The 24,117-nt window shown below is 63.6% G+C and carries 22 protein-coding genes; 14 read left to right on the forward strand and 8 right to left on the reverse strand.

Features of this window, described 5'->3' with window-relative positions:
* Positions 1-22: 22 nt before the first annotated feature.
* From QCE49_RS33960 to QCE49_RS33970, 3 genes are all read right to left on the reverse strand, one after another.
* Positions 23-1,108 carry an ABC transporter substrate-binding protein gene (locus QCE49_RS33960; RefSeq protein WP_008345426.1) on the reverse strand — a complete coding sequence of 362 codons (1,086 nt, stop codon included), beginning with the start codon at positions 1,106-1,108 and terminating at the stop codon, positions 23-25.
* A 66-nt stretch (positions 1,109-1,174) separates the two neighbouring features.
* Positions 1,175-2,113: a TauD/TfdA family dioxygenase gene (locus QCE49_RS33965; RefSeq protein WP_008345425.1), complete on the reverse strand. Its 939-nt coding sequence runs from the start codon at positions 2,111-2,113 to the stop codon at positions 1,175-1,177.
* A gap of 267 nt (positions 2,114-2,380) precedes the next feature.
* Complete coding sequence (locus QCE49_RS33970; RefSeq protein WP_008345423.1) at positions 2,381-3,211, reverse strand: CmcJ/NvfI family oxidoreductase; 831 nt, start codon at positions 3,209-3,211, stop codon at positions 2,381-2,383.
* 322 nt (positions 3,212-3,533) lie between these two features.
* Here QCE49_RS33970 and QCE49_RS33975 point away from each other — a divergent pair, with 322 nt between their 5' ends.
* From QCE49_RS33975 to QCE49_RS34000, 6 genes are read left to right on the forward strand one after another with little or no spacing between them, the layout of a single operon-like run.
* A complete protein-coding gene (locus QCE49_RS33975) occupies positions 3,534-4,778 on the forward strand; it encodes an acyl-CoA dehydrogenase family protein (protein WP_250457662.1) in 1,245 nt (414 codons plus the stop codon).
* A gap of 27 nt (positions 4,779-4,805) precedes the next feature.
* Positions 4,806-6,203 (forward strand): LLM class flavin-dependent oxidoreductase, encoded by a 1,398-nt coding sequence (locus QCE49_RS33980; protein WP_008345420.1) that lies wholly within the window; start codon positions 4,806-4,808, stop codon positions 6,201-6,203.
* Positions 6,200-7,906, forward strand: a complete 1,707-nt coding sequence (locus QCE49_RS33985; protein ID WP_250457664.1) for an ABC transporter ATP-binding protein — start codon at positions 6,200-6,202, stop codon at positions 7,904-7,906. The genes QCE49_RS33980 and QCE49_RS33985 overlap by 4 nt, the downstream gene beginning before the upstream one ends.
* On the forward strand, positions 7,842-9,563 hold the full coding sequence (locus QCE49_RS33990; RefSeq protein ID WP_175982449.1) for an ABC transporter substrate-binding protein: 1,722 nt from the start codon (positions 7,842-7,844) through the stop codon (positions 9,561-9,563). Before QCE49_RS33985 ends, QCE49_RS33990 begins: the two co-directional genes overlap by 65 nt.
* Before the next feature lie 5 nt (positions 9,564-9,568).
* Entirely contained in the window at positions 9,569-10,561 is a 993-nt protein-coding gene (locus QCE49_RS33995; protein WP_008345414.1) for an ABC transporter permease, read from the forward strand.
* Positions 10,558-11,436: an ABC transporter permease gene (locus tag QCE49_RS34000; protein ID WP_008345413.1), complete on the forward strand. Its 879-nt coding sequence runs from the start codon at positions 10,558-10,560 to the stop codon at positions 11,434-11,436. Before QCE49_RS33995 ends, QCE49_RS34000 begins: the two co-directional genes overlap by 4 nt.
* Positions 11,437-11,459: 23 nt before the next feature.
* On the opposite strand, the gene QCE49_RS34005 is transcribed toward QCE49_RS34000, so the two are convergent.
* Positions 11,460-12,272, reverse strand: a complete 813-nt coding sequence (locus tag QCE49_RS34005) for a MetQ/NlpA family ABC transporter substrate-binding protein (protein WP_250457666.1) — start codon at positions 12,270-12,272, stop codon at positions 11,460-11,462.
* A gap of 179 nt (positions 12,273-12,451) precedes the next feature.
* Between QCE49_RS34005 and QCE49_RS34010 the strand changes: the two genes are divergently transcribed.
* The 3 genes from QCE49_RS34010 (at position 12,452) to QCE49_RS34020 (ending at position 14,875) form a co-directional block, all read left to right on the forward strand.
* Complete coding sequence (locus QCE49_RS34010; RefSeq protein ID WP_250457668.1) at positions 12,452-13,627, forward strand: acyl-CoA dehydrogenase family protein; 1,176 nt, start codon at positions 12,452-12,454, stop codon at positions 13,625-13,627.
* Positions 13,628-13,643: 16 nt separating this feature from the next.
* The gene (locus tag QCE49_RS34015) at positions 13,644-13,937 is read left to right on the forward strand and encodes a hypothetical protein (RefSeq protein WP_309806873.1); all 294 of its coding nucleotides are present in this window, start codon (positions 13,644-13,646) and stop codon (positions 13,935-13,937) included.
* Positions 13,938-14,056: 119 nt separating this feature from the next.
* Complete coding sequence (locus QCE49_RS34020; protein WP_175982444.1) at positions 14,057-14,875, forward strand: MetQ/NlpA family ABC transporter substrate-binding protein; 819 nt, start codon at positions 14,057-14,059, stop codon at positions 14,873-14,875.
* A 297-nt stretch (positions 14,876-15,172) separates the two neighbouring features.
* Here QCE49_RS34020 and QCE49_RS34025 read toward each other — a convergent pair whose 3' ends face one another.
* The gene (locus QCE49_RS34025; protein ID WP_409017635.1) at positions 15,173-16,609 is read right to left on the reverse strand and encodes an MFS transporter; all 1,437 of its coding nucleotides are present in this window, start codon (positions 16,607-16,609) and stop codon (positions 15,173-15,175) included.
* Positions 16,610-16,633: 24 nt separating this feature from the next.
* Positions 16,634-17,107 carry a nuclear transport factor 2 family protein gene (locus tag QCE49_RS34030; protein ID WP_250457672.1) on the reverse strand — a complete coding sequence of 158 codons (474 nt, stop codon included), beginning with the start codon at positions 17,105-17,107 and terminating at the stop codon, positions 16,634-16,636.
* Between the two features lie 234 nt (positions 17,108-17,341).
* On the opposite strand from QCE49_RS34030, the gene QCE49_RS34035 reads away from it, so the two are divergent.
* The 3 genes from QCE49_RS34035 (at position 17,342) to QCE49_RS34045 (ending at position 19,857) form a co-directional block, all read left to right on the forward strand.
* Positions 17,342-17,968 carry a TetR/AcrR family transcriptional regulator gene (locus QCE49_RS34035; RefSeq protein ID WP_250457674.1) on the forward strand — a complete coding sequence of 209 codons (627 nt, stop codon included), beginning with the start codon at positions 17,342-17,344 and terminating at the stop codon, positions 17,966-17,968.
* A gap of 461 nt (positions 17,969-18,429) precedes the next feature.
* The gene (locus tag QCE49_RS34040) at positions 18,430-19,311 is read left to right on the forward strand and encodes an NmrA family NAD(P)-binding protein (protein ID WP_008345404.1); all 882 of its coding nucleotides are present in this window, start codon (positions 18,430-18,432) and stop codon (positions 19,309-19,311) included.
* Between the two features lie 84 nt (positions 19,312-19,395).
* Positions 19,396-19,857, forward strand: coding sequence for a MarR family winged helix-turn-helix transcriptional regulator (locus QCE49_RS34045; protein ID WP_250457676.1), 462 nt, complete (start codon positions 19,396-19,398; stop codon positions 19,855-19,857).
* A 75-nt stretch (positions 19,858-19,932) separates the two neighbouring features.
* On the opposite strand, the gene QCE49_RS34050 is transcribed toward QCE49_RS34045, so the two are convergent.
* A complete protein-coding gene (locus QCE49_RS34050; protein WP_250457678.1) occupies positions 19,933-21,114 on the reverse strand; it encodes an MFS transporter in 1,182 nt (393 codons plus the stop codon).
* A 144-nt stretch (positions 21,115-21,258) separates the two neighbouring features.
* Between QCE49_RS34050 and QCE49_RS34055 the strand changes: the two genes are divergently transcribed.
* On the forward strand, positions 21,259-22,128 hold the full coding sequence (locus QCE49_RS34055; RefSeq protein ID WP_241814143.1) for a LysR family transcriptional regulator: 870 nt from the start codon (positions 21,259-21,261) through the stop codon (positions 22,126-22,128).
* Between the two features lie 34 nt (positions 22,129-22,162).
* Here the strand turns inward: QCE49_RS34055 and QCE49_RS34060 are convergent, their stop codons facing one another.
* Positions 22,163-22,969: a phytanoyl-CoA dioxygenase family protein gene (locus tag QCE49_RS34060; protein WP_250457683.1), complete on the reverse strand. Its 807-nt coding sequence runs from the start codon at positions 22,967-22,969 to the stop codon at positions 22,163-22,165.
* A 103-nt stretch (positions 22,970-23,072) separates the two neighbouring features.
* On the opposite strand from QCE49_RS34060, the gene QCE49_RS34065 reads away from it, so the two are divergent.
* On the forward strand, positions 23,073-23,981 hold the full coding sequence (locus QCE49_RS34065; RefSeq protein WP_008345399.1) for a LysR family transcriptional regulator: 909 nt from the start codon (positions 23,073-23,075) through the stop codon (positions 23,979-23,981).
* The last annotated feature ends 136 nt before the right edge of the window (positions 23,982-24,117 follow it).

The raw sequence follows: 24,117 nt of genomic DNA on the forward strand, positions 1-24,117 counted from the left end.
CACGCGTCAGTGCATTGGCCATTTATCTGTTCTCCGCGAGACGTTCGCCGGAAGGCTTGCCCGTTGCATCGAAACGCGGCCAGTAGGCTTCGAGCTTCAGCGACTTCAGCGCCTGATCCAGATACTTCGGCTCGAACCATCCATTCACGCTGACGGGCTGACGAATCAGATTCAGACGCAACGCATCGTCGGCGACGGCCTGATAACGCGCGACCAGAAACGGATCGATGAGCGGCGACATGCGGTCCTTCATCGATTGATTCGCAAACTCGGACGACCACGATTCGACCGGCACGCCGCTCTTCGCCCACAACGCGAAGAGTGCATTGCGATTGGTTTCATCGGACGACCATTGCGCGGCCTGCACCACGGCGGTCACGACCTTCTGCACCGTGTCGGGATGCGCGCGCTCGTAGTCTTCGAGCACGAGAAGATGCGCCTGGCGCGTGAACTGCACGCCGTCATCGCGCGATGCATAGACGATCTTCGCGAGCCCCTGACGTTGCAGCTTGAAGAGCGAGTAGTCGAGGAACACCGCATCGACGCCCTTCGACGCCAGCGCGGCCTGCGAGGCAGCGGTATCGAGATTGATGACGCGCAGATCGCGTTCGCTGAGGCCGTTTTGCTTCAGCACGTTATCGGCGACGAGTTGCAGATTCGTCCCGCGAAAGATGCCGACGCGCTTGCCCTTCAGATCCTTGACGCTCTTGATGTCCGAATCAGGAGGCACCGCGAGGTACACACCCGTCCGGACGTTCGACGCCAGCAGCAGATGCGTCTTCAATCCGTTCGCGCGGCCGAGCACGGAAGGCAAATCGCCCTGATACGCGAAGTCGAGCTGCTTGTTCGCGAGCGCCTCGTTGACGGCGGGCCCCGCGCCCTTGAAGAAGATCCACTCGACCTTGATGTGCTCGGGCTGCAACGCATCTTCGACGCGATGCTGCAAAAGCGCGGTCGCCGCGGGCGAGCCGCCGAAAACGGGCGGATCGCCGGTTCCCTGCTGCGCGACGCCGATGCGCACCACGGCCGGATCGGCGGCCTGCGCGGGACCGATGAGCGCAGCGAACAGCGTCGCCGCGCCGACGAAGAGCTTGAATCGTAGTGTCATCGTGCAATGAGAAAGAGTGGATCGCCGGCGATGCGATCGCCGGTGCATGGGGTATCGCGCCACGCGTCAGGCGGTGCGCGTTTCCTGCTTGACGATGCGGCTCTTGCGCCCGTCGATGCCTACGGGCACATCGCCGTGCACGGTCGCGCGACGCACGACGCGATGCGCATCGGCGTAATCGGCCACCGCGTAATGCTGCGTCGCGCGGTTGTCCCAGATCGCGACATCGCCTTGCGTCCAGCGCCAGCGCACGGTGTTTTCGAGGCGCGTGACGTGATCGTGGAAGATTTCGGCGAGACGGTCCGAATCGCGCTGCGAAAGACCGATGAAGCGCTGCACGAAGTGACCCAGCACGAGCGTGCGTTCGCCCGTTTCCGGATGCACGCGCACGACCGGATGCTCCGTTTCATAGAGCGTCGAGGTGAATTGCTTGCGGTACTCGCGCTCGGATTCCGTATCGGGCACGTTGCGCGTGGCGGCATAGTCGTAGGCGTTCGAATGCAGCGCCCAGAGTTTGTCGGCGAGATCGCGCAGCGCTTCCGGCAGGTTCGCATATGCGGCGGCCGTGTTGGCCCATACCGTGTCGCCGCCGGCGGGCGGGATCACGACGCCGCGCAGAATCGAAATCTTCGGATAAGCATCGACGAACGTGACGTCCGTATGCCATGAATTCGCGCGCGTGCCATGCTTCGAATCGAGTTCGAGCAGACGGCTTCCACTCGAAAGCGACGGCACGGTCGGATGCGCGACGGTCTCGCCGAAACGCGCGGCGAAGGCTTCCTGCGCGGCGTCGTCGAGATGCGACTGGCCGCGGAAGAACAGAACCTTGTGTTCGAGCAGCGCATTGTTGATCGCGGCGATGGCGTTATCGTCGAGATCGGCGGAAAGCGTCACGCCGCGCACTTCGGCGCCGATGCGCCCGCCGATCGGGCGCACCTGGAACGGTTCATTCGACGTGACGGGAGACAGCGTGGATTCGGCGGCGAGCGTGGAAAGTTCGGACATCGAAAATCTCCGTTGTGGTTTGCGTTTGTCGGATGCAGGCCGCATTCAATGCGACGGAAACATTGAAGCATCGACAAGACGCGTCGCCAACGAAGCGTTTCGACTATGCATATCGCTGCAATCCCGCGATGCTTTCCCGCAGCTCGCCCATTGCGCGCCGTAGCCGAATTCGTTCGTTGCTTTCGCGGCCGCGTGCGATGCCTTCCTCTGCGATACCGAGTTACCTTTTCGTATTTGCAGCGCGTACCAGGCTTGCTCGGAAGTACCTCAGAAGAACAGCAGGCTGCGCAACTCGATGCTGCGGCGTGGCCGTGCATCGGGCGGCGATGCGGGATCGTCGAAGGCCGTGTGCGCGGTGAAACGCGCAACGCCGTCGCCGGCCGAGTCGTAGATCTTGATGAGCAGCGCCTCGTCGGGCGACATCAGCGGGAAGTAGTACCAGCGATGCAGCGGGTTATGCACGAACGCGTAGGTTTCGCCCGTCATCGTCGGATAGATGAAGTCCTGCGCGACCGCATCGCGTTCGTCGATGCTGCGCGAATCGCACAGTGCGAGCGGTGACGATTCCACGACCTCGCCCACCGGCCGCCACAGATTGACGATCGCAAAGCGCCCTTGCAGCAGGCGGGCGGCTTCATCGGCGGGAAGATGATCGCGCACCCGGCGCGGCCCGGAAACGAAGGTCTGATCGTTGTGGATCAGATGCACCGGCTCCTTCACGCCGTTCGCGCGTGCCGCCGCGCCATCCCGCAGTGTGTGATCGAAGATGACGACGCGCTTCGCCCCCGTCCATTGCTTCAGCAGGCGCTCGGATTGCGGGTAGTAGACCGAACGAATCGCGGCATCGTCGGAGAAATCGCTGAGCGCGCTCGCTTCGCGATGCAACTCGAAACCATTCCGGTCCAGCGACAGGCCGCCCGGCGGCGGTCGCAGCCGCGCATTCGAAATCCTCACCGCGTGCGTGCGATATTCGCCGGTGCGGCGCGGCACGCCGGGCGGCGGATCGTAGGCGTAGGAGGCGGGCTTCACGCCCGTAGGCACGAGATAGTTCAACCCGGCCTCGACTTCGACCGGCTGCTCGATCACGACATCGCTCATGATTGCACGCCCCGCTGGCTAGGTTCGACAGATCGAATCTAGGCTCGCCGGAACGGTTCAACAACGAAGCATTTCTTCAATGCATTGCACGCGAGGAACGCGCGGCATCGTCAGACGGTCGATCAGCCCGAGCGCAAGCGCGACCAGCGGTGGCTCGAGGTCATAGCTGCTCGCCTGGCCCACGCGCCTGCCGCGAAGATGGCCGTCGACACCAGATAACGGCGAATAGCGGCGATTGCGCTTAGCTTCTGATGATTCATCGTTTAGCGTTGGCGCACGGGTTGCAGATAATCGACGCTTTCACGAATCACATCGGAGCGCCATGCCTTTCGATCGCAATGCTCCCCTGCCTTCCGGCGTCGAAGTCGGCGCAGCGTGGGGTCCCGGTCCCACGGAACGGTACGCCGCGCTCGCCGCGCACTTTCGGCCCGTGTTCGCTCGCATCCGCGCACAGAGCGTCGCGCGCGAGCTCGAACGCCGTCTTCCCACCGACGAAATCGCCTGGCTGCGCGACGCCGGCTTCACGTCCTTGCGCGTGCCGGCCGACTATGGCGGCCAGGGCATCCGCCTCGTCGAATTGTTCGAATTGCTGATCGAGTTGTCGGAAGCCGATTCAAACATCACGCAGGCGCTGCGCGCGCACTTCGGCTTCATCGAGCACGCGCTCGACAGTCCCGTCGAACGACGCGAGCGATGGCTCGCGCGGCTCGCGAAGGGCGTCATCGTCGGGGCGGCGTGGTCCGAGACGGGCGAAGCGCCGCGCAGCCAGTTCGCGACGCGCCTCACCCGCGACGCGAACGGCTGGCATCTGAACGGCACGAAGTTCTATACGACCGGCTCGCTCTTCGCCGACTGGATCCACGTCGGCGCAACCAATGCGGACGACGAGGCCGTGTCCGTCACGGTCGATCGTCGTGCGGACGGCGTCGAAGTGATCGACGACTGGGACGGCATGGGCCAGCGCCTCACCGCGAGCGGCACGAGCCGCTTCGACAACGTGAAGGTCGACGAACGCGAAATCGTCGCGGGCCGCGCGCCGTTCCCGTACTCCGAAGCGTTCTATCAGCTCGTGCATCTGGCGACGCTCGCGGGCATCGGCCGGGCCGTCGCGAGCGATGCGGCCGCCGCCATCGCCGCACGCACGCGCAGTTACAGCCACGCGGTCAGCACGCGCGCCGCGGACGATCCGCAATTGCTGCAAGTAGTCGGCCGCGCCCGCGCGCACGCCTGGACGGCCGGCGCGATCGTCGCGCAGGCGGCGCGCGCGCTCGAACGCGCGGCGGCGTCGTTCGACAGGCCGGATGCGCTCGCCGTCATCGCGGAAACGGAGATCGAGATCTGGCAGGCGCAGACGGTCGCGTCGCAACTCGTTCTCGACGCGAGCGCGAGCGTGTTCGACGCGCTCGGCGCATCCGCGACGCTGCGCACCGCCGGGCTCGACCGCTACTGGCGCAACGCGCGCACCATCGCGTCGCACAATCCGCGCATCTACAAGGACCGGATCGTCGGCGATTTCGCCGTGAACGGCACGCTGCCGCCGGGCCAATGGCGCATCGGCGTGGCCTGACTTTTTCTTCGTTCGCCCCGCCCTTTCATGAGCAAGAAGCACATCATTCTGAACGCGTTCAACATGAACTGCGTCGGCCATATCAATCATGGCCTCTGGACCCATCCGCGCGACCGTTCGACGGACTATCGCAAACTCTCCTATTGGACCGACCTCGCGAAGCTGCTTGAGCGTGGCCTCTTCGACGGGCTGTTCATCGCGGATATCGTCGGCGTGTACGACGTTTATCAGCAATCGGTCGATGTCACGCTGAAGGAGTCGGTGCAGTTACCCGTCAACGATCCGATGATGCTCGTCTCCGCGATGGCCGCCGCGACGCAGAACTTGGGCTTCGGCATCACCGTCAATCTCACCTATGAAGCGCCGTATCTGCTCGCGCGGCGCTTCTCGACGCTCGATCATCTGACCGAGGGACGTATCGGCTGGAACATCGTGACCGGCTATCTCGACAGCGCCGCCCGCGCGATGGGCGCAACCGAGATGATCGCGCACGACGAGCGCTACGATCGCGCCGACGAGTATCTGGACGTGCTCTACAAGCTGTGGGAAGGAAGCTGGCAGGACGATGCCGTGCTGCGCGATCGCGAGGCGCGCGTGTTCGCCGATCCCGCGAAGGTGCGCAAGGTGCGGCATCGGGGCCGTTATTACGACGTCGACGGTTATCACCTGTGCGAGCCGTCGCCGCAACGCACGCCGGTGCTGTTCCAGGCCGGATCGTCGGGGCGCGGCCAGGCGTTCGCCGTGCGTCATGCCGAATGCGTGTTCGTGTCGAGCCAGAGCAAGGAAGGCACGCGCAAGCTCGTGAACGCGCTGCGCGCGCAAGCCGTCGAAGCCGGACGCGATGCGGGCGATCTGAAGATCATCATGGGCATCACCGTGGTAGTCGGCCGCACGCAGCGCGAAGCCGAAGAGAAGTTCGCCGAGTACGCGCGGTATGCGAGTCCTGAAGCGGGTCTCGCGCACTTCGCGGCGGGCAGCGGCATCGACTATTCGACCTACGCGCCCGATGACGAACTCGCGCCGCCCGGCGGCCACAAGGGACGCGGCATCGAATCGTCGGTGCAGCGCGTGACCGACGGCAAGCGCGGCGTCACCGTGCGGCATCTGCTCGACCAGATGCAACTGGGCGGCCGCTACACGACGATCGTCGGCGACCCGGTTCAGGTGGCCGACGCGCTGCAATCCTGGGTCGACGAGGCCGGCATCGACGGCTTCAATCTCACGCGGACCGTGACGCCGGAAAGCTACGAGGACTTCATCGATCTCGTCATTCCGGAATTGCAGTCGCGCGGCATCTACAAGACGGCGTATGCAGAAGGCACGCTGCGCGAGAAGCTCTTCGGCGGCGGCGCGCGGCTCGGCGCGCGTCACACGGCCGCCGGCTTCCGCGATCCGTCCGGGCCGGCCGACAGGCAGGCGACATGAGCGCCGCGACGCCCCTGCTCGAGATCGACCAGTTGAGCGTGTCCTTCGGCGGCCATGCGGCGGTTCGCCCGTTCGATCTGACGATCGCGCGTGGCGAGATCGTCGCGCTCGTCGGCGAATCGGGCAGCGGGAAATCGACCGTCGCGCTCGCGACGATGGGACTGCTGCCGGAACGTGCGCGCGTGCAAGGCGCGATCCGCTTCGAAGGGAAACCGCTCTTCGCGCAAAGCGAGCGTGAATGGAGCGCGCTGCGGGGCGATCGCATCAGCATGATCTTTCAGGAGCCGATGACCTCGCTGAATCCGCTTCAGCCCGTCGGCAAGCAGGTCGCCGAAGCGCTCACGCTGCATCGCCCGATGTCCGCTCAGGCCGCGCGCAAGGAAGCGCTCGAGCTGCTCGAACTCGTGCATCTGCCCGAGCCGCGCCGGCGCTTCGCGCACTATCCGCATCAACTGTCGGGCGGACAGCGGCAACGCGTGATGATCGCCATCGCGGTCGCGTGCCGCCCCGGCCTCCTGATCGCCGACGAGCCGACCACCGCGCTCGACGTCACCATTCAGGCGCAGATTCTGGCGCTGATCGACCGCCTGCGGCGCGAACTGTCGATGGCCGTGCTGCTCATCACGCACGATCTCGGCGTGGTCGGGCGCTGGGCGGATCGCGTGGTCGTGATGAAGGACGGCGCGAAGGTCGAGGAAGCATCGAGCCGGCAACTGTTCACGCAGCGCGCGCAACCGTACACGCGCGCGCTGCTCGGCGCGTCGCTGCATTTCGGCGCGGGACTGCATTATCGCGACGCGCGGCTCACCGACGCGCCGCGCGCCAAGCCGCGATCCCCCGCCGAAACGCCCGCGCGCGTGCTGCTGGACGCCCGCGACGTGCGCGTCGACTACGACGGCGTGCGCGCCGTGGACGGCGTCAGCTTCGAGATTCGCGCGGGCGAGACAGTGGGCCTCGTCGGCGAATCGGGATGCGGGAAGTCATCGCTGTCGCGCGCGCTGACGCGGCTCGTGGAGCCCACGGGCGGGCGCATCGTCTTCGACGGCGACGATGTCACGCATCGTGGACGGCGTGCGTTGCGGCCCTATCGCCGCCGCGTGCAGATGATCTTTCAGGATCCGTACGGCTCGCTCAATCCGCGTCATACCGTCGAACGCACGCTCGGTCATGCGCTCGCCATTCACGGCGTCTCGAACCGGCGCGAACGGCACGACAGGATTCGCCGCATCGTCGATGCCGTCGGTCTGTCGGAATCGGCGCTGCGGCGCTATCCGCACGAGTTCTCGGGCGGGCAGCGGCAGCGCATCGGCATCGCGCGGGCGCTCGTGCTGCGGCCGGAACTCGTCATCTGCGACGAGCCCGTGTCCGCGCTCGACGTCTCCATTCAGGCGCAGATTCTCGACCTGCTCGCCGACCTCAAGCACGAGCTGGGCCTCGCGCTGCTCTTCATTTCGCATGACCTGTCGGTAGTCCGCTATATCGCCGACCGCGTGCTCGTGATGCAGGCGGGACGCATCGTCGAGAGCGGCGATCACGCTTCGATCTGGACTTCGCCGCAACACACCTACACGCGCGCGCTGATCGACGCGGTGCCGTCATCGCATGCGCCATTCTTATTCGATACAAGGAAAATTGATCGTGACTTTCAAGCGCAAGCCGCAGCCGACCTCGACCTCGACCTCGACGCTTCTGTTCCGCGATGATCCGCTGGGCGCCGCCGTGGCCGATCTGAAGCGGCGCAGGCTGCTCAAGGGCGCGGGCGCGCTCGTCGCGGGCGCGGCGACGCCGTTCGTGTTCACGGGCAACGCCTGGGCCACGACCGAAACGACGCCGATCACGCTGAACGGCGCGAAGCGCGGCGGCACGCTCACGGCGGTCATCCATCCGGAACCGCCGACGCTCGCCTTCTTCGTCAACTCCGCGACGATGATCGGCGCGGTCGCAAGCAAGATCTTCGACGGCCTCGTCGAATACGGCCCGGACCTCAAGCCGCGCCCGCAGCTCGCGGAGAGCTGGACCGTCTCGCCCGACGGCCTCGCATGGACCTTCAGGCTGCGCCGCCATGCGCTGTGGCACGACGGCCAGCCCTTCACGTCCGCCGACGTCAAATTCTCAGCCGAGGAAGTGTGGTTGAAGATCAGCCCGGCGTCGCGGCGCGTGCTGCAATACCTGACGAAGATCGATACGCCGGATGCGCATACGGTCGTGCTGCATCTGTCGAAATCGACGCCCGCGACCTTCGGCATTCTCGATTCGCTCGGCACGCCGATCCTGCCGAAGCATCTCTATGAAAATACGGACATCCGCAACAATCCGTACAACAACAAGCCGGTCGGCACGGGTCCGTTCAAGTTCACGGAATGGGCGCGCGGCGACCGCATCGTGCTCGACCGCTTCGACAAGTATTGGGCGCCGGGTCAGCCGTATCTCGACCGCATCACATGGAAAATCACGCCCGACGTTTCCGGCCGCGCGACCGCGCTGGAAACCGGCGCGGCGCAATATGGCGAACGCAATCCGGTGACTTTCGCAGATGCCGACCGGCTCGCGAAGCTGCCCCATCTCGTCGTTTCGCGTGAAGGCTATAACGGCTACGCGGCGTGGCTCTGGCTGGAACCGAATCTGCGCGATCCGATTCTCGGCAAGCTCGAAGTGCGTCAGGCGATCGCGCACGCGATCAACCGCGACGTGCTCGTCAAGACCGTGTGGGGCGGCTACGCGGTGCCCGCGACGGGGCCGGAGTCGTCGCTGGTGAAGTCTTTCTATACGGCGGATACGCAGCAGTATCCGTACGATCCGAAGCGCGCCGAGGCCTTGCTCGACAAGGCCGGATTCCCGAAGAAGGCGGACGGCTGGCGCTTCAAGCTCGATCACGATTTCATTCCCTACGGCGACGACTATCGGCGCACCGGCGAGTTCGTGCGTCAGGCGCTGCGGCGCGTGGGCATCGACGTGAATCTGCGCGGACAAGACTTGCCGACGTGGATCAAGAACGTCTTCACCGATTACAACTTCCAGCTCATCAGCAGTTGGGGCACGGACGGCCTCGATCCGCAGATCGGCATCGAGCAGCATTACTGGTCGAAGGCGGCCTCCAACGGCACGCCGTGGTTCAACGCGTCCGGCTATGCGAGCACCGAGATGGACCGCGTGATCGAAGCGGCGCAGACGGAAACCGATCCGGCCAAACGGCGCGACCTGTACGTCGAGTTGCAGAAGATCGCGCAGCGCGACCTGTCGCTCATCAATCTGTTCGAGTTCCGCTGGTTCGGCGTGTGGGCGAAGGACTTGCGCAACGTCACCGACACCGCCAGCCATTCGCGCGCCAATTTCGCGCGCGTCTGGTTCGACAAGGCGTGACCGTCATGCGGCTTACATCGGCGCTCGCGGGACGCAGGATCGGGCACAGGCTGATTCAGCTCGTGCTCGTGCTGCTCGGCACCACCGTGCTCAACTTCGTGCTGCTCAAGCTGATGCCCGGCGATCTCGTCGATGTCATCGCGAGCGAGAGCGGCAACGTGTCGCCGCAATACGTCGCGCAGTTACGCGAAGCATATGGCTTGAATCACGGCGTCGGGTGGCAACTGCTGCATTACATCGAACATGCGCTGCGGCTCGATCTCGGCTTTTCGTTTCGCTTCGGCGAACCGGTCGCGTCGCTGATCTTCGCGCGCCTGCCCGCCACGCTCGCGCTGATCGGCACGGCGCTCGTCGTCTCCGTCAGTCTCGGGCTCATGCTCGGCGTGCTCGCCGCGCGCCGCCCGCACGGCGTCGTCGATACGCTCGTCTCCACGCTCGCGACCATCGGCTATTCCGCGCCGATGTTCTGGACCGCGCTGCTCCTGATCGTCGTCTTCGGCGTGCATCTCGACTGGCTGCCGATCGGCGGTGTCGCCGATACCAACGTTGCGCATCGCGGCGTTTCGCGCCTGCTCGATCATCTGCGCCATCTCGTGCTGCCCGCCGCGACGCTCGTGCTGTATTACGTGGCCATTTTCGCGCGGCTCGCGCGGGCTTCGATGATCGAGACGCTGCAGGAGGATTTCATCCGCACCGCGCGCGCGAAGGGCGGCCGGCCGTGGTACGTGACGACGCATCATGCGCTGCGCCATGCGGTGCTGCCCGTGCTCACGATGCTCGGCCTGCAGGGCAGCGCGCTGATCGGCGGCTCGGTGATCGTCGAGACGGTGTTCGGCTGGCCGGGGCTCGGGCAACTGTCGTTCGAGGCCATCAAAAGCCGCGACGTCAACCTGCTGGTCGGCGTGCTGCTGCTCTCGGCGTGTCTCGTCGTCCTGCTCAATCTGATGGTCGATCTGCTCTACGGACTCGTCGATCCACGCACGAGGTCGAACCGATGAAGCCGCTCACTTTCCTGCGCCAGCCTTCCGCGTTCGTCGGCGCGCTCCTGCTCGCGCTCGCGCTTGTCGCGGCGCTCTCGGCCAACTGGCTCTTTCCCGGCGATCCGCTCGACATGGTCGCCGCGCCCTATCAATGGCCCGGCGCCGATCGCGCGTTTCCGCTCGGCACCGACCTAATGGGCCGCGACCTGCTCGCCGGTCTCTTTCACGGCGCGCGCGTCTCGCTGTCCGTCGGCGGGACGGTCGCCGTCATCGCGCTCGTGCTGGGCGTGCTGATCGGCGGCGTCGCGGGTTACTTCGGCGGCGCGATCGACCGCGTGCTCATGGCGATCACCGAGTTCTTCCAGACCGTGCCGCCGTTTCTGCTCGCGATCATCCTCGTGGCGATTCTCACGCCGTCGCTTTCGACGATCGTGTTCGCGCTCGGCGTGACCGCGTGGCCGGGCATCGCGCGGCTCACGCGTGGCGAATTCATCGTGCTGCGCGAGCGCGAGTTCGTCCGCGCGAGCATCGCGCTCGGCGCAAGCGATGCGCATCTGATCTTCATCGAGATCCTGCCCAACGCGCTCACGCCGATTCTCGTTTCGACCGCGCTGCTCGTCGCGAACGCGATTTTGTCGGAGGCGGCGCTGTCGTTTCTCGGGCTCGGCGATCCGAACGTGGTGAGCTGGGGCTCGATGGTCGGCACCGGGCGCGAAGCGCTGCGCACCGCGTGGTACATGATCGCGGTGCCCGGCTCGGCGATCGCCCTGACGGTGCTCGCGCTCAATCTGCTGAGCGATGCGCTGCACGCCGCGTTCAATCCGCGTCTGTCGAGAAGCCGCCGCGACGATGCGGCGTCGCGGCTCGAAGCCGTCGAAGGGCTGCGGCCTTGAGCGTTGCGCCGCAGCGTTCCCGCTTACTGCGCCGGCTTGGAGAATCCCGCGAAGCGCTGCTCGATCACGCGCGCGAAATCCGCCGACCGGTACGCGTTCGCGATGTCCGTCACATACGGCTTGTTCAGATCGGCCGTGCGTACCGCAACGAGATTCAGGTAGTACGGCGGAATCTTTTCGAGCAGGAGCGCGTCATTGAGCTTAAGGCCGGCCGCGAGCGCGAAGTTGCCGTTCACGAACGCATAGTCGACGTCATCGAGCGAGCGCGGCAGTTGCGCGGCTTCGAGCGGCACGAGCTTGATCCTGTGCGGATTCGACGCGATATCCCGCTCCGACGATTTCACCGGATCGACGCCGGGCTTGAGCGTCACCCAGCCGAGTTGCTGCAACAGAATGATCGCGCGCGCCTGGTTGGTGACGTCGTTCGGCAGCGACACGGTCGCGCCGTCCTTCAGCTCGTCGAGGCGCTTGTGCTTGTGGCTGTAGAGTCCGATCGGCGCGGTGGGCACCTTCACGAGCTCCGAGAGCGCGAGCTTGTGGTCCGCCGAGAACTTCTTGAGATACACCGCGTGCTGGAATGCGTTGGCGTCGAGCGCGCCGTCGGCGAGCGCGAGGTTCGGCTGCACGTAGTCGCTGAACTCGACGATCGTCACCTTGTAACCTTCCTTCTCCAACTGTGGCTTGATACCGTAGCGAATCTGGTCCGAGTACGGACCGGCCGTCGCGCCGAAGCGAATCTCGGGCTTGTTCGGATCGGCGGCCTGCGCGAGCGATGCGATCATTGCGCTCAATGCGATGGCCAGCACGCCGGCCCGCAACGGATGGAACTTCTTCATTGGGTTCTCCTCTTGCTTCGCGCGCGCGAGGCAGCGAAGCGGTTATCGTCGATGGTGCGCGACAAGCTTACAAATCGGCCCATCCAAGCCAAACCAATGTATTTATCTATGGTTTTCCGGTTTGACGCCAAAGCCGGGCATCGAACACGGCGCACCCTTCATCGACAGGAGACACTGCAATGAGCCGCACTCAAGACGCCCCGTGGGCCGAGCCTTTGGAAGCGGTGCTGCGCGAATGGGCGAAAACCGCCGCGGCACGCGACAAGGCCGGCGGCACCGCCTTTCATGAGCGCCGCCTGTTGCGCGAGAGCGGCCTGCTGCGACTGTCGTTGCCGGTGGAGTACGGCGGCGACGGCGCTCCGTGGTCGACGACGCTCGATGTCGTCAGACGGATGGCACGAGTCGACAGCTCGCTCGCGCATCTGTTCGCGTTCCATCATCTGCAACTCGCGACGATCCGCCTCTTCGGCAGCGATGCGCAGATTCGCCATTGGTCGCGTGAGACTGCCGCGAAGGGCTGGTTCTGGGGCAACGCGCTCAATCCGCTCGACAAGAGCACGCGCGCGCTGCCAGGCGACGCCGGCGGCTATGTCTTCGATGGCCGCAAGAGCTTTTGTTCCGGCGCCCGCGATTCGGACCAGCTGCTCGCGTCCGCGTTCGATGGCGACGGGCGGCTGCTGATCGGCATCACACCGACGAATCGCGCGGGCATCACCGTGCTCGACGACTGGGACAACATGGGGCAGCGCCAGACCGACAGCGGCACGGTGATCTTCGAGCGCGTGCCCATCGCGGCGGACGAATTGCTGCTCAATCCCGGACCGCTTTCCAGCCCGTTCGCGACGCTGCGGCCGCTGCTCGCGCAGTCGATCCTGTGCCATATCTATCTCGGCATCGGCGAAGGCGCATTGCAGGCGGCGCGCGACGCGACGCTCGCGCAGACGCGGCCGTGGATTGCCTCGCAGGCCGAGCGTCCCGCCGAGGATCCGTATGTGATCGCGCACTACGGCGACTTCTTTGTCGCGCTCGAAGGGGCGTGTCTGCTAGTCGAACGTTCGATGCAGGCCTTCGATCGCGCGTGGGCGCGCGGCCTTTCCCTCACCGAAAGCGAGCGCGGCGAAGTGGCCGTCGCAGTCGCCACGGCGAAGGTGGCGGCGGCGCGCGCGGGGCTCGACGTCGCGCATCGCATGTTCGAAGTGACGGGCGCGCGCTCGACGACGGCGGCGTTGCGGCTCGACCGCTTCTGGCGCAATGTGCGCGTGCATACGCTGCACGATCCGCTCGATTACAAGGTGCGCGAGCTGGGCGACTGGGCGCTCAACGGACGAATTCCGAAGCCGTCGTTCTATTCGTGAGACGACGCGCCGCGCCATGCGCTTTCGCCATGGCGCGCGGCCATTCCAGCAAACTGCGCGCGATCTTCAGGCCGCGCACTATTCGAATCCGGAAGTGGACCGACTGCTCGAAGCGGCCTCGGTGGAAACCGACGAAAACAGGCGCCATCAGCTGTTCCGGCAGTTCCAGCAGATCGTGCATGACGATATTCCGTCGATCGAGTTCGGCGCCAATCCGAACATCACGATCGCATCGACCAAAGTGAAGAACCATGCATCCACAGGCGAAGGTCTGAGAGGCAATTTCGCGGACCTTTACATCCTGCCGTGACCCGCGCCGAAACCGAAGGCAGGCCGGCATAAGGTTATGCCAACGGATTGGTTATCGGAACGGGATCGGGTCCATAGAATGACCGGGTTCGCCATCCTCACGACAAGGACACAGTTCTCGTGCAACGACTCTCCCTTTCCCTTCTGCGCGCGCTGCTATGCGCATTTTTTGCCGTGGTCGTGAGCGCGACCGCGCAGGCGGAAACGCCCTTGCTCAAGATCGGCGTGACGAGCGGACCTCATGAGGAAATCTTCGAGGCGGTGAAAAAGGTCGCGGAGCGCGACTACGGTCTGCGCATCAAGATCGTGTCGTTCAACGACTATATTCAGCCCGACGCGGCCCTCGACGCAGGCGATCTCGATGCCAACAGCTACCAGCACCGGCCTTTCCTCTCCTCGCAGATTCGCGCGCGCGGCTACAAGCTGGTCGGCATCGGCCGCACGTGGATCGGGCCGATCGGACTCTATTCGAAGCGTTACCGGAAGTACTCGGACCTGCCGGACGGCGCGACCATCGGCATTCCGAACGATCCCGCCAACGAGAGCCGGATTCTCCTGCTGTTGCAGAAGGCGGGCAGCATTCGGCTGCGACAGGGCATCGATCCTGTCACGGGCGTCAACGCGACGCCCCTCGACATCATCGACAATCCCAGGCACTTCCGATTCAAGGAAGTGGATGCGGCGCAGCTTCCGCGCACGCTCGACGATTTCGACGCCACGACGGTCAATGCGGACTATGCGATCAAGGCCGGACTCAACCCGGCGAAGGACACGATCCTGCGCGAGGACGGCTCCGGGGTCTACGCGTGTCTAATCGCCGTACGCGAGCAGGATGCGAACAAGCCGTGGGTGCAGCAGATCGTCGCCGCCTATCAGTCTCCCGAAGTCAGGCAGTTCATCCTGTCGCGCTATCGAGGCGCGATCATTCCGGCGTTCTGAGGGGCCGACAGACGCGCCTTCGACGACCGATGCAAACCGCGGATAAGACACGATATCGCGCCCGACCGACTTCGCGCTCAGCGCGACAGAGACTGCGGAGCGTGCCCTCGCGGATGTGTATCCAGCGCGGGGGAGGCGTCGTCTTCCGGCTCGGCGGACAGGTCCCGCTTGAAGGTGCCCGAGCGCCGGTCCTGGCGCATTGGCGCTCGAACCGACGATGGTGCTGGCCGAAATGGCACGGGGTCGCCATCGACATGTCCACGGCCCTGCAATGCCGTGAGTGATGGCGCGCCGGACTCAACGAGGCGCCGCCCTCGCAGCGGCATGAATGCTCGATCTCGAAGCGACGATAGACAGGACGGCCGAAACGGTCAGACTGCCGCCGACGCACATCATGGCGATGACCAGTGCCCTGGCCAAGGTCACCGGATCCGGCGAAGTCCCCGCGACACTGAAGAAAACACCGCCGATGACCGCGACACCCAGTGCTGCGCTGATTTGCAACGCCGAATTCGTGATGCCCGCGATCATCCCGGAACCGGTCGCCGGTGCGCGATTGATAACCGAGCGCACCAGCGTCGGCAGCGCCCAGCCCTGACCGAATCCCAAGAGCGCTACTGCTCCTATCAGCGGAAACTGAGCCGGCATCTGTCCGGGCGCGCCGGCCACGAGGGCGGCGAGGAGTATGCAGCCGGCGGCCTCCAGCATCATGCCGATGGCGGGGACGCGGTCGCCGAAGAGGCAAATGGCCAGCGGGGTCGTCAGCGGCCCGATAAAGGCGCCGACCCCGAACGGCAGGAAGACCAGCCCTGTCTCGAATGGGCTCATCCCAAGCGCCGCCTGGAGGTAGACGGAGAACGTCAGGAAGAATGCAGAGACGACGTAGAAGAAAAGGACGCCCGTAAGCCCGCTCATCAGGCCGGGCCTGCGGATCAACTCCACGCTGATTAGAGGCACGCCGCCTCGGCGGGCGTAGGCCATCTCATATCGGCAGAAGCCCACCCCGGCGAAGGGGCACGCGATCAGCATTGCGCAGGCCCACCACGGCCAATCCAGTTCCCGCCCTTCGACCAGAGGCACGATGAGCAAGCCCAGCGTGAGTGCGCAGAGCAGCACGCCGATTCGGTCTACAGGTGCCGGGCTGTCACCGCGGACGTCGGGTAGCAACGGCAGCCCGAAGATCAGAACAGCGGCGACGACGGGCAAGTTGATGAGAAAGACGACGCGCCACTCAAGGTGAAAGACGTCCGCAGAGATCAACGCGCCCCCGAGCGCCTGCGCGGCTACGGCGGCCAGACCCACCGCCGCGCCGTATAGGCCCAAGGCGCGCGCACGCTCTCTCTCTGGAAACAGGGCGTGAATGGAGGCCAGTCCTTGCGGCGCCATGGCGGCGGCGCTCAGACCCTGCAGCACTCGCCCGAGGATCAGTATGGCGGGCGACGATGCGAGCCCGCAGATCACCGATGTCAGTCCGAAGCCCGTGACGCCGATCAGAAATATACTTCGTCGTCCGAATAGATCGCCTAGCCGTCCGCCTGTGATAAGGAAAACCGCGTAGGCCGCGGCATATCCGGAAATGACGAGTTGCAGCTCCGCAGCGCTCGTGTGGAGCGTGCTTTGGATGGACGGCAGGGCGACGTTCACGATGAAGAAGTCCAGCGGCGGCAGAAATGCGCCCACCAGCAACACCGCGAACGCCGACCATCGACGTGTGGAAGAGGTTGTCATATGCATAAGTCCCGGCGGCCGCGGGCCGCATCAAGCCGGACGGCCGAAGCGCTCCGTTCCCGCGATGGGGTGCCAGTTCTGGAGCGGCGTCGCGTAGTGCATGGTGAAGGTGCGCTCCACGAATGCCCAGCGGCCTTCGCGTCGCTGATAGATGTCGCGGTATTGGCCGCTCACCTGTAGCGTGCCCTGATCGACGTCGTAGAAAAGACAGTCCGCCGCTACAAGGCCGTGGCCGTTGTCTCCGTCCACCGTGATTAGCGCGTTCGCCATCCAATGATGCATGTGGGGCATGCGCTTCATGTTGATGCGCGCTTGCGCCAGGATCGCCTCCAGGCCATCGGAGTTGCCGTTCGCGCCCAGGTGCAGTCGCGAATCGGAATGCCAGAGCGTGGCCAGCAGCTCGATATTCATGGTGTCGAACGCCTCGGCGTAGTTGGCGATCAGCGCCTCGATGGCGAAGCGGCTTTCGATGGCGTCAAGACGTGCTTCGAGTTCTTTGGACATTGGCTTATTCCATACCGAATGGTACACAAATAGCTAAAAAAATGCGGGATTCGTGTGATGACCCCGCGCGGCTCCGGCTTTACATACCGAATGGTACATATCTAAAAGAATACGGAAGGCTGTGTCAACCGCTTTCTTGAACGGCCCGCTGACATGCACCAGAGGTGCCAGCTCGCGACTTGCAACGAAATTATGTATCGACTAGTATGTATATTTCGACTGAAGGAGATGTTCATGGTTCAGCGGGGTCGGCCACGCACGTTCGACCGCGATGCGGCAATCATTTCGGCGATGCATCTGTTCTGGGAACATGGCTATGAATCGACGTCTTTGTCGCAGTTGAAGGCCGCGATCGGCGGGGGCATCTCCGCGCCCAGCTTCTATGCGGCCTTCGAGTCCAAAGAGGCGCTGTACAAGGAGGCGCTGGAACGATACATGGAGATTTACGGCAAGGTGACGCGCAGTCTCCATGACACGTCGCTTCCGCCACGGGAGGGCGTGTTTCTGGCGATGCTTCGGTCGGCAAGGATGCAGACCCAGAGCGGCCACCCGAAAGGCTGTATGGTCGCGCTAGGCGTTGTGGGGGCCAGTTCCACCGGCAGCGAAGCCGTCACTCAGTTGCTTCGTGAGGTGCGCAATCGCACGCGCGCTGGCTTCCGCGCCTGCGTGGCACGGGGCATCAAGAGTGGGGAGCTGCGCAGCAGCACGGATCCGGCGTCGCTATCCATCGCGCTCGACTGCTTTTTTCAGGGGTTGTCCGTGCTCGCCCGCGATTCAGTCCGGCATGCCGTCATCGAGAAGGCCGTGAACGACGCGATGGGGATCTGGGATGCCGCAGTAGACCGGCCGATGCCGCAGTAGAAGCGCGTGGTGCCGTGGAAGGTACCGATGCATATCATCACGATCGCCTATTCCCGCCGCCGCGCATGTACCGCTGTTAGCACCGGCAACACGCGGCCGGCGTCGTATATGTCGCGATACTGCTTCCGCTGTCCGTTCACGCGCTTCCAGATGACAAGGTAATCGCCCGCGTCATTCCGCAGGGACTCGGCCATCGGCCTTGCTGTCGCATCCGAATGAGGATGACCGGAAGCTGCCGGGGATAGCGCTCTCCGCGCTGTATTCGACGGGGCGCATGGCGCATGGCGAGCGGCAGAGCGCGTCGTCTCCCTGCTTTCGTTTGAAGGATGTCTGTCGGCCGAATTTGCGCCGACGCTCCGCTCTGCGTAAAAGAGCCGACAAAAAACTTGACTATACGAGCATATGCACCTAATCTCCATCTCAAGAGAGCATATGCTCTCACTTTCAAACGGAGCGTAGCGATGAACAAGCCTGAGATTCTTGTGAGCGGTGCAACCGGACGGACCGGAGGCAATGCTATTGACGAACTGCTCGAGATGGGCAAACGCGTGCGGGCATATGTGCGTACGGATGACGATCGAGCGGAAGCGCTGAGGCAGCGCGGCGTCGATGTCGCGGTCGGGGACTTTACCGACATCGACGATATTCGGGCAGCGATGGAAGGCATTCGATCGGCCTATTTCCTTCATCCGATTGCGCCTGGAATCATCGGGGCCGCGGCCTATTTCGCGCAGGCAGCACAGGAAGCGGGCGTCACGGCGATCGTCAACATGTCGCAGATTTCCGCGCGTCGGGAATCGATGAGCCACGCAGCACAGGATCACTGGGTCTCCGAGCGAGTCTTCGATTGGTCGGGTGTCGCGACTACGCATTTGCGCCCGACGTTCTTTGCCGATTGGCTCGTCTATCCGCATTTCGCGCGGGAAATTTGGGCCACGAAGAAGATCGAATTTCCGTTCGGCAACGGCCGTCACGCGCCTATCTCCAGCGACGATCAGGGACGCGTGATCGCCCACATCCTCGCCAACCCCGAAGGCCACGAGGGCAGGACCTACACGCTCCACGGCCCCGTCGAGATGAATCACGTCGAGATCGCAGCCAAAATGAGCGAGGTTCTCGGCGCCCGGATCGAATACGCGCCGACTTCCATCGAGGAGTTTCGGATCAAAATGGAAACCCTTTACAAGTTTCCGCCGTTCCTCACGCAGCATCTGGTCGAAGTCGCGCAGGACTATCGCGACGGCATTTTCTCGGGCACCAACGACGCCGTCGAGAAGATCACCGGGAAGCCGCCGCTGTCGGTCCAGGAGTTCGTCGCGAAGTATCGGGACGCCTTCGTGTGAACAGGTCCTTGAATAGCTATCGCCGCACTTTCGCACGACGCGCGCGTAAGCTTCTCGCAATTAACCGAATGAGGAGTGCACCGGATGTTGCCAGTAAATAAGCCGCTCGGCATCGATCAATGCAACTGCTTCGCCGTGAGGAAGGCGAGCAGGCAGATCTCCCGACTCTACGATAGCCATCTCGAGCCCTCGGGTCTGCGCATCACGCAATTCCTCACCCTGGCCGCCCTGCGCGAAGTGGGAAGTACCCCGGTCAACGCGCTTGCCGAACGGCTCGATATCGAACGAACCGCGATGGGGAAGATGGTGGGCTTCCTGGAGCGCGACGGTTTCGTCACGATCAAGCCCTCGCCCACCGATGGCCGAAGCCGCCTTGTCGAACTCACCAAGGAGGGACGGCGCCTGCATGAAAGAGCAGCCCCTCTCTGGCAGGAAGCGCAACGGGAGTTCGAGCAGTTGAACGGTGCGGACAACGTTCTCGAGTTACGAGAACGGTTGAGAGGGGTACTCATCGGCGACGTGTCGATGCGTTCGTCGGAAGACTGAGCCTTCCGATGCATTGCGGCAAGAACGTCATTCGTCAAGCACGTGTTCCGCAACCAGATCACCGCACATGTCGAATCAATCGCGCAAACATCTTTCCTGCACGCCGGCACCGGCCACCCCCGGTCCGGCCTGCAACGCCAAAGACCCGCACGCGAGAATGAGGCCGACACCACACACTCCCGGCCATTGCCATACGCTCCACGCCCACACGCCCAGCAACGAACCGAGCGCGCCGCCCGCGAAGCGAATCGTCATATACAGCGTGTTAATGCGGCTCATCGCATCGCTCCTGATGCTCATGCTGCGTGCCATGTTCGCGACGTGTGCGCTTTGCAGCCCGAAATCAAGAAGGATCACACCGGCGATCAGACCGGCGATACCGTAGCCCACCCACGCGAAGATTGCGAACGCCATGAAGAAAATTGCGGAGCTCGCCAAAACCACAAGACGCGGATTGCGCTCGTCTATCAGCTTGCCCGCTCCCGTCGAGGCCAGCGCTCCGACCACGCCCACAAGTCCGAACAGACCGGCGATCTCGCTGCCGTAATGCGCATTCATGCTGCGCAAATGAAACGTCAGCGTGACCCAGAATGCGCTGAACGCAGCGAACTGAAGGGCCGCGATCGCCGACGTCCGGCGCAAGAGCGCCTCTTCGCGGATCAGCGTCCATAGCGAACCCATCAGGCGTCGGTACGTGCCCGACCAAGTCGGCGTCGAGCGAGGCAGCCTGTGCGACAGTACGGCGGCCGTGACAAGCATCGCTGCGGATGCAAGCCAGTACACGGTCCGCCATCCCCAATGCTGGGCGATCGATCCGGATACCGCGCGCGACATGAGGATGCCGGATAGCAATCCGAACATCACGATGCCGACCGCTTCGCCGCGTCGCTCGGGTCCTGCAATTTGCGCCGCGAAGGGTGTGAGCAACTGCGGCGCGACACTGGTAAGCCCGGTCAGGAAACTGGCGGCCACGAGCCAGTCGAGTGTCGGTGACACTGCCACTGCGGCGAGTGCGAGGCTCGAGATGCACAGCAGCGTGCCCAGTATCGAACGTCGATCGAGCTTGTCGCCCAGCGGAACGAAGAGCAGAAGTCCGAGCGCATAGCCGGTCTGCGTCGCAACCGATGCTGCACCGGCTGCGCGCTCGGTGGTGTGAAACGTGAGCGCGAAGTCGGCGAGCAAGGGCTGGTTGTAGTAGTTGTTCGCGACCACGATGCCCGCCGCCGCGGCCATCAGCCAATACACCGACCGTTTCATCTCTGTGCTCCTCAGGCTGCGCCCCGCCTTTGCTATTCCGTTTGCGACGAATGTAGACTATTCCGGATTTCGCCAGTATCCCTCTGATGCGGCAATCACCCTTGCTGAATACGGAAGAGCCGAATCATGGACCGCCTCGAAGCAATGAACGTCTACGTGCGGGTCGTCGATGCCGGTAGTTTGTCGGCCGCCGCGCGCGCGATTCCGATGTCGCTAACTTCGGTCAGCAGGCACATTTCGGCGCTGGAAGAGCATTTCGGCGCGCAACTGCTTCGACGCACCACACGCCATCTCGCGATGACCGACGAAGGTCGCATCCTGTACGACCGCGCGAAGGCAATCCTTGGCGAAGTGGATGAACTCGGCAGTGCGATGTCGGCGGGGCGTGGCAAGCTCTCTGGCCGCCTACGGCTCAGCGCGCCGAACCTGCTCGGCCGGCTGGTGATCGCGCCACTTTTGCCGCGCTTTCTCGAGCTTCATCCGGACGTGGCTGTTGATCTCCTGCTCGTCGATCGTGCGGTCAATCTGGTCGACGAGGGTCTGCATCTCGCCGTGCGCATCGGGCGTCTGCCGGATTCGAGCCTCGTCGCGCGCAAGCTCGGCGACATTCAGATGGTGACCTGCGCAGCGCCCGCGTACCTCGCGCATCGCGGCACGCCTCGTACTCCCGGCGATCTGCGCAAGCACGATTGCCTCGTCTTTTCAGACGCACCTGGGGCCGTTGACTGGCGCTTCGAGTCGCGTGCGATGCGCACGCGCGTCAGCGTAACGGGCCGTCTGTGGATGAATAGCCTGGACGCGCTGGTACTGGCGTCGATTCAAGGTGCCGGGATCGTGCGCGCGCCCGCATGGCAGGTCGCGGAGCACGTCCAGTCGGGTCGCTTGCGGCCCGTCCTGGAGATGTACGCACCGCCCGCAACGCCGGTCCACGTGCTGTTTGAACGCGTGAAATTGTCGTCGCCGAAAATCCGGATCTTCGCCGACTATCTCGTCGAACATTGGCCATCCGCATGACCGTCTTGCGCCAGGCAAGCGACGCCGCGCAAGTTCAACCGATCCGAACGCTGTCGAGAATCTCGTCTGAACCGGCCTCGAGCGGAGCGAAATTGGTCGAGCGCACATAATCCGGTCGCGGCTGCTCTACTTCTTCAGGCTTGTTCTTCACCTGGTTGTAGACGATATAGGCCTGCCATCGATCGTCACCGGACAGGTTATGACCCGAAGCATGCACAATGTTCGCGTCGAAAAACACGACTGTTCCCGGGCGGCCGATGATAGGCACGGCCTTGGGATGGCTCGACAAAATATCGAGCATGGTCGGCTTCGGTACCACGTAGAAGCGATAACCGGTTGCCTCGTCGAACGTCGGATCGAGCGAACCCAGTTTGTGGCTCCGCGGGATGAAGTAGAGACATCCGCCCATTTCGGTCGGCTGGTCGAGCATGACCAACGCGGTTGTCATCCGCGGCTCTTTCACGCCGTCGATATGCCAGGTGCCGAAGTCTTGATGCCATTGCCAGACGGAACCGTCGATTGCCGTCTTCAAATTGCACTTCGTGTGATAGACGTAGAGCTGGTCATCGTCGATCAGTTGTTGTGCCGGCCCGAGCAATCTGGGAGAGCGCACTGCGGCGTGAAAAACCGCCGATGCCGTCGGACTTTCTGTCTCGTGAACCTTGTAGATGGTTTTTGCAATGCCGCCCGTTTTTTCCCGGACAAGATGGTCGGTGTCAATCTTCTGGATTCGGCGCAACTCGCTCTTCATATGCGCAATTTCTTCTTCTGAGAAAAGCTCCGGCAGAACAACGAATCCATCGCGCTCGTATGCTTCCAACTGTGACGCGGTAAGTTTCATGAGGGGTCTCCTGACTTGTCGGCGCAATGTCATGATCGTAAGACCGGTCACGTCCAATGTAAAAGATATAATAAGTTGCGTATCGATACCTCAGAGGTTCCAGATGGAACTGCGTCATCTACGCTACTTTCTGGTGGTGGCACGCACGCTCAACTTCACGAAAGCGGCGGATGAACTGCACATGGCGCAGCCGCCGTTGAGCCGGCAGATACGCGATCTGGAAGAAGAACTCGGCGTAGCGCTTTTTGAGCGACGGGGCAAACGAGTGTTTCTTTCGTCGGCGGGCCAGGTCTTCGAAGAACGGGCCAAGCGAATCCTGATGGAAACGAACTCCGCGATCGTGGATTCGCAACGCGCGGCACGAGGGGAAGTCGGCCGGGTGGCGGTGGGGTTCTTCGAGCACATCGCGTATACGCTGCTGCCGCCGCTCTTGCGCGAATTTCAGCAGCGTTATCCCGCGGTGACAGTCGAGCTTCGATGGTTTTCCTCCGCGGAACAGATCAATGCGCTCGACCGAGGGGACATCGATCTGGCGTTCGTCCGCTCTTTGCCGCCTGATACGCGACTGAACAGCGTCTTGTTGCTTCAGGAGCCGTTTTACGTTGCTATCGCCAAGGACAACCCACTCGCAGCAAAACGGCGGATTTCCATCAAGGACTGCAGGCAGTTGCGCGTCATCAATTACCGGAAAGATGTCGCGCCGGACTATCACGCCACCATCAACCAGTTGTGCGCGCTTGCCGGATTTTCCCCATCCACGAGCTTTGAAATGGGGCAGATCTACGCTTCGCTTGGCCTCGTAAGCGCCGGGTTTGGCGTGACGCTCGTACCGGCGTCAGTTCAACGAACGCACATGGACAACGTCGTCTATCGTCCTCTGCGCGAACAGCACGCGAAAAGCGAACTCTACCTCGCGTGGAAGGAACCCGGTCCGCCCCCCGCGCTAGGCTCTTTTGTTCAACTAGCGCGCGAGATAGCCGCGCACTACCCGCGAAAAGCGAAGGTCGAGTAAGCGCGAAGCGGTACGGCGTCAATGGCGATGAACAGGTTGGTTTTGAAAAAGGGAAAATGTCGGCGAACCTGCTCTGCTGTGCGGCCACCCTATGCGACGCTGATGCGATTGCTCGATCGCCACGCATTCGGCAAGA

It is taken from the genome of Caballeronia sp. LZ008 (genome assembly GCF_031451435.1).
GTDB classification, from domain to species: domain Bacteria; phylum Pseudomonadota; class Gammaproteobacteria; order Burkholderiales; family Burkholderiaceae; genus Caballeronia; species Caballeronia zhejiangensis.

Coding starts and splice junctions, on each gene's coding strand:
- QCE49_RS33960 (WP_008345426.1), bottom strand. CDS start 1,108: ATGACACTACGATTCAAGCTCTTCGTCGGCGCGGCGACGCTGTTCGCT.
- QCE49_RS33965 (WP_008345425.1), bottom strand. CDS start 2,113: ATGTCCGAACTTTCCACGCTCGCCGCCGAATCCACGCTGTCTCCCGTC.
- QCE49_RS33970 (WP_008345423.1), bottom strand. CDS start 3,211: ATGAGCGATGTCGTGATCGAGCAGCCGGTCGAAGTCGAGGCCGGGTTG.
- QCE49_RS33975 (WP_250457662.1), top strand. CDS start 3,534: ATGCCTTTCGATCGCAATGCTCCCCTGCCTTCCGGCGTCGAAGTCGGC.
- QCE49_RS33980 (WP_008345420.1), top strand. CDS start 4,806: ATGAGCAAGAAGCACATCATTCTGAACGCGTTCAACATGAACTGCGTC.
- QCE49_RS33985 (WP_250457664.1), top strand. CDS start 6,200: ATGAGCGCCGCGACGCCCCTGCTCGAGATCGACCAGTTGAGCGTGTCC.
- QCE49_RS33995 (WP_008345414.1), top strand. CDS start 9,569: ATGCGGCTTACATCGGCGCTCGCGGGACGCAGGATCGGGCACAGGCTG.
- QCE49_RS34000 (WP_008345413.1), top strand. CDS start 10,558: ATGAAGCCGCTCACTTTCCTGCGCCAGCCTTCCGCGTTCGTCGGCGCG.
- QCE49_RS34005 (WP_250457666.1), bottom strand. CDS start 12,272: ATGAAGAAGTTCCATCCGTTGCGGGCCGGCGTGCTGGCCATCGCATTG.
- QCE49_RS34010 (WP_250457668.1), top strand. CDS start 12,452: ATGAGCCGCACTCAAGACGCCCCGTGGGCCGAGCCTTTGGAAGCGGTG.
- QCE49_RS34015 (WP_309806873.1), top strand. CDS start 13,644: ATGCGCTTTCGCCATGGCGCGCGGCCATTCCAGCAAACTGCGCGCGAT.
- QCE49_RS34025 (WP_409017635.1), bottom strand. CDS start 16,609: ATGCATATGACAACCTCTTCCACACGTCGATGGTCGGCGTTCGCGGTG.
- QCE49_RS34030 (WP_250457672.1), bottom strand. CDS start 17,107: ATGTCCAAAGAACTCGAAGCACGTCTTGACGCCATCGAAAGCCGCTTC.
- QCE49_RS34035 (WP_250457674.1), top strand. CDS start 17,342: ATGGTTCAGCGGGGTCGGCCACGCACGTTCGACCGCGATGCGGCAATC.
- QCE49_RS34040 (WP_008345404.1), top strand. CDS start 18,430: ATGAACAAGCCTGAGATTCTTGTGAGCGGTGCAACCGGACGGACCGGA.
- QCE49_RS34045 (WP_250457676.1), top strand. CDS start 19,396: ATGTTGCCAGTAAATAAGCCGCTCGGCATCGATCAATGCAACTGCTTC.
- QCE49_RS34050 (WP_250457678.1), bottom strand. CDS start 21,114: ATGAAACGGTCGGTGTATTGGCTGATGGCCGCGGCGGCGGGCATCGTG.
- QCE49_RS34055 (WP_241814143.1), top strand. CDS start 21,259: ATGAACGTCTACGTGCGGGTCGTCGATGCCGGTAGTTTGTCGGCCGCC.
- QCE49_RS34060 (WP_250457683.1), bottom strand. CDS start 22,969: ATGAAACTTACCGCGTCACAGTTGGAAGCATACGAGCGCGATGGATTC.
- QCE49_RS34065 (WP_008345399.1), top strand. CDS start 23,073: ATGGAACTGCGTCATCTACGCTACTTTCTGGTGGTGGCACGCACGCTC.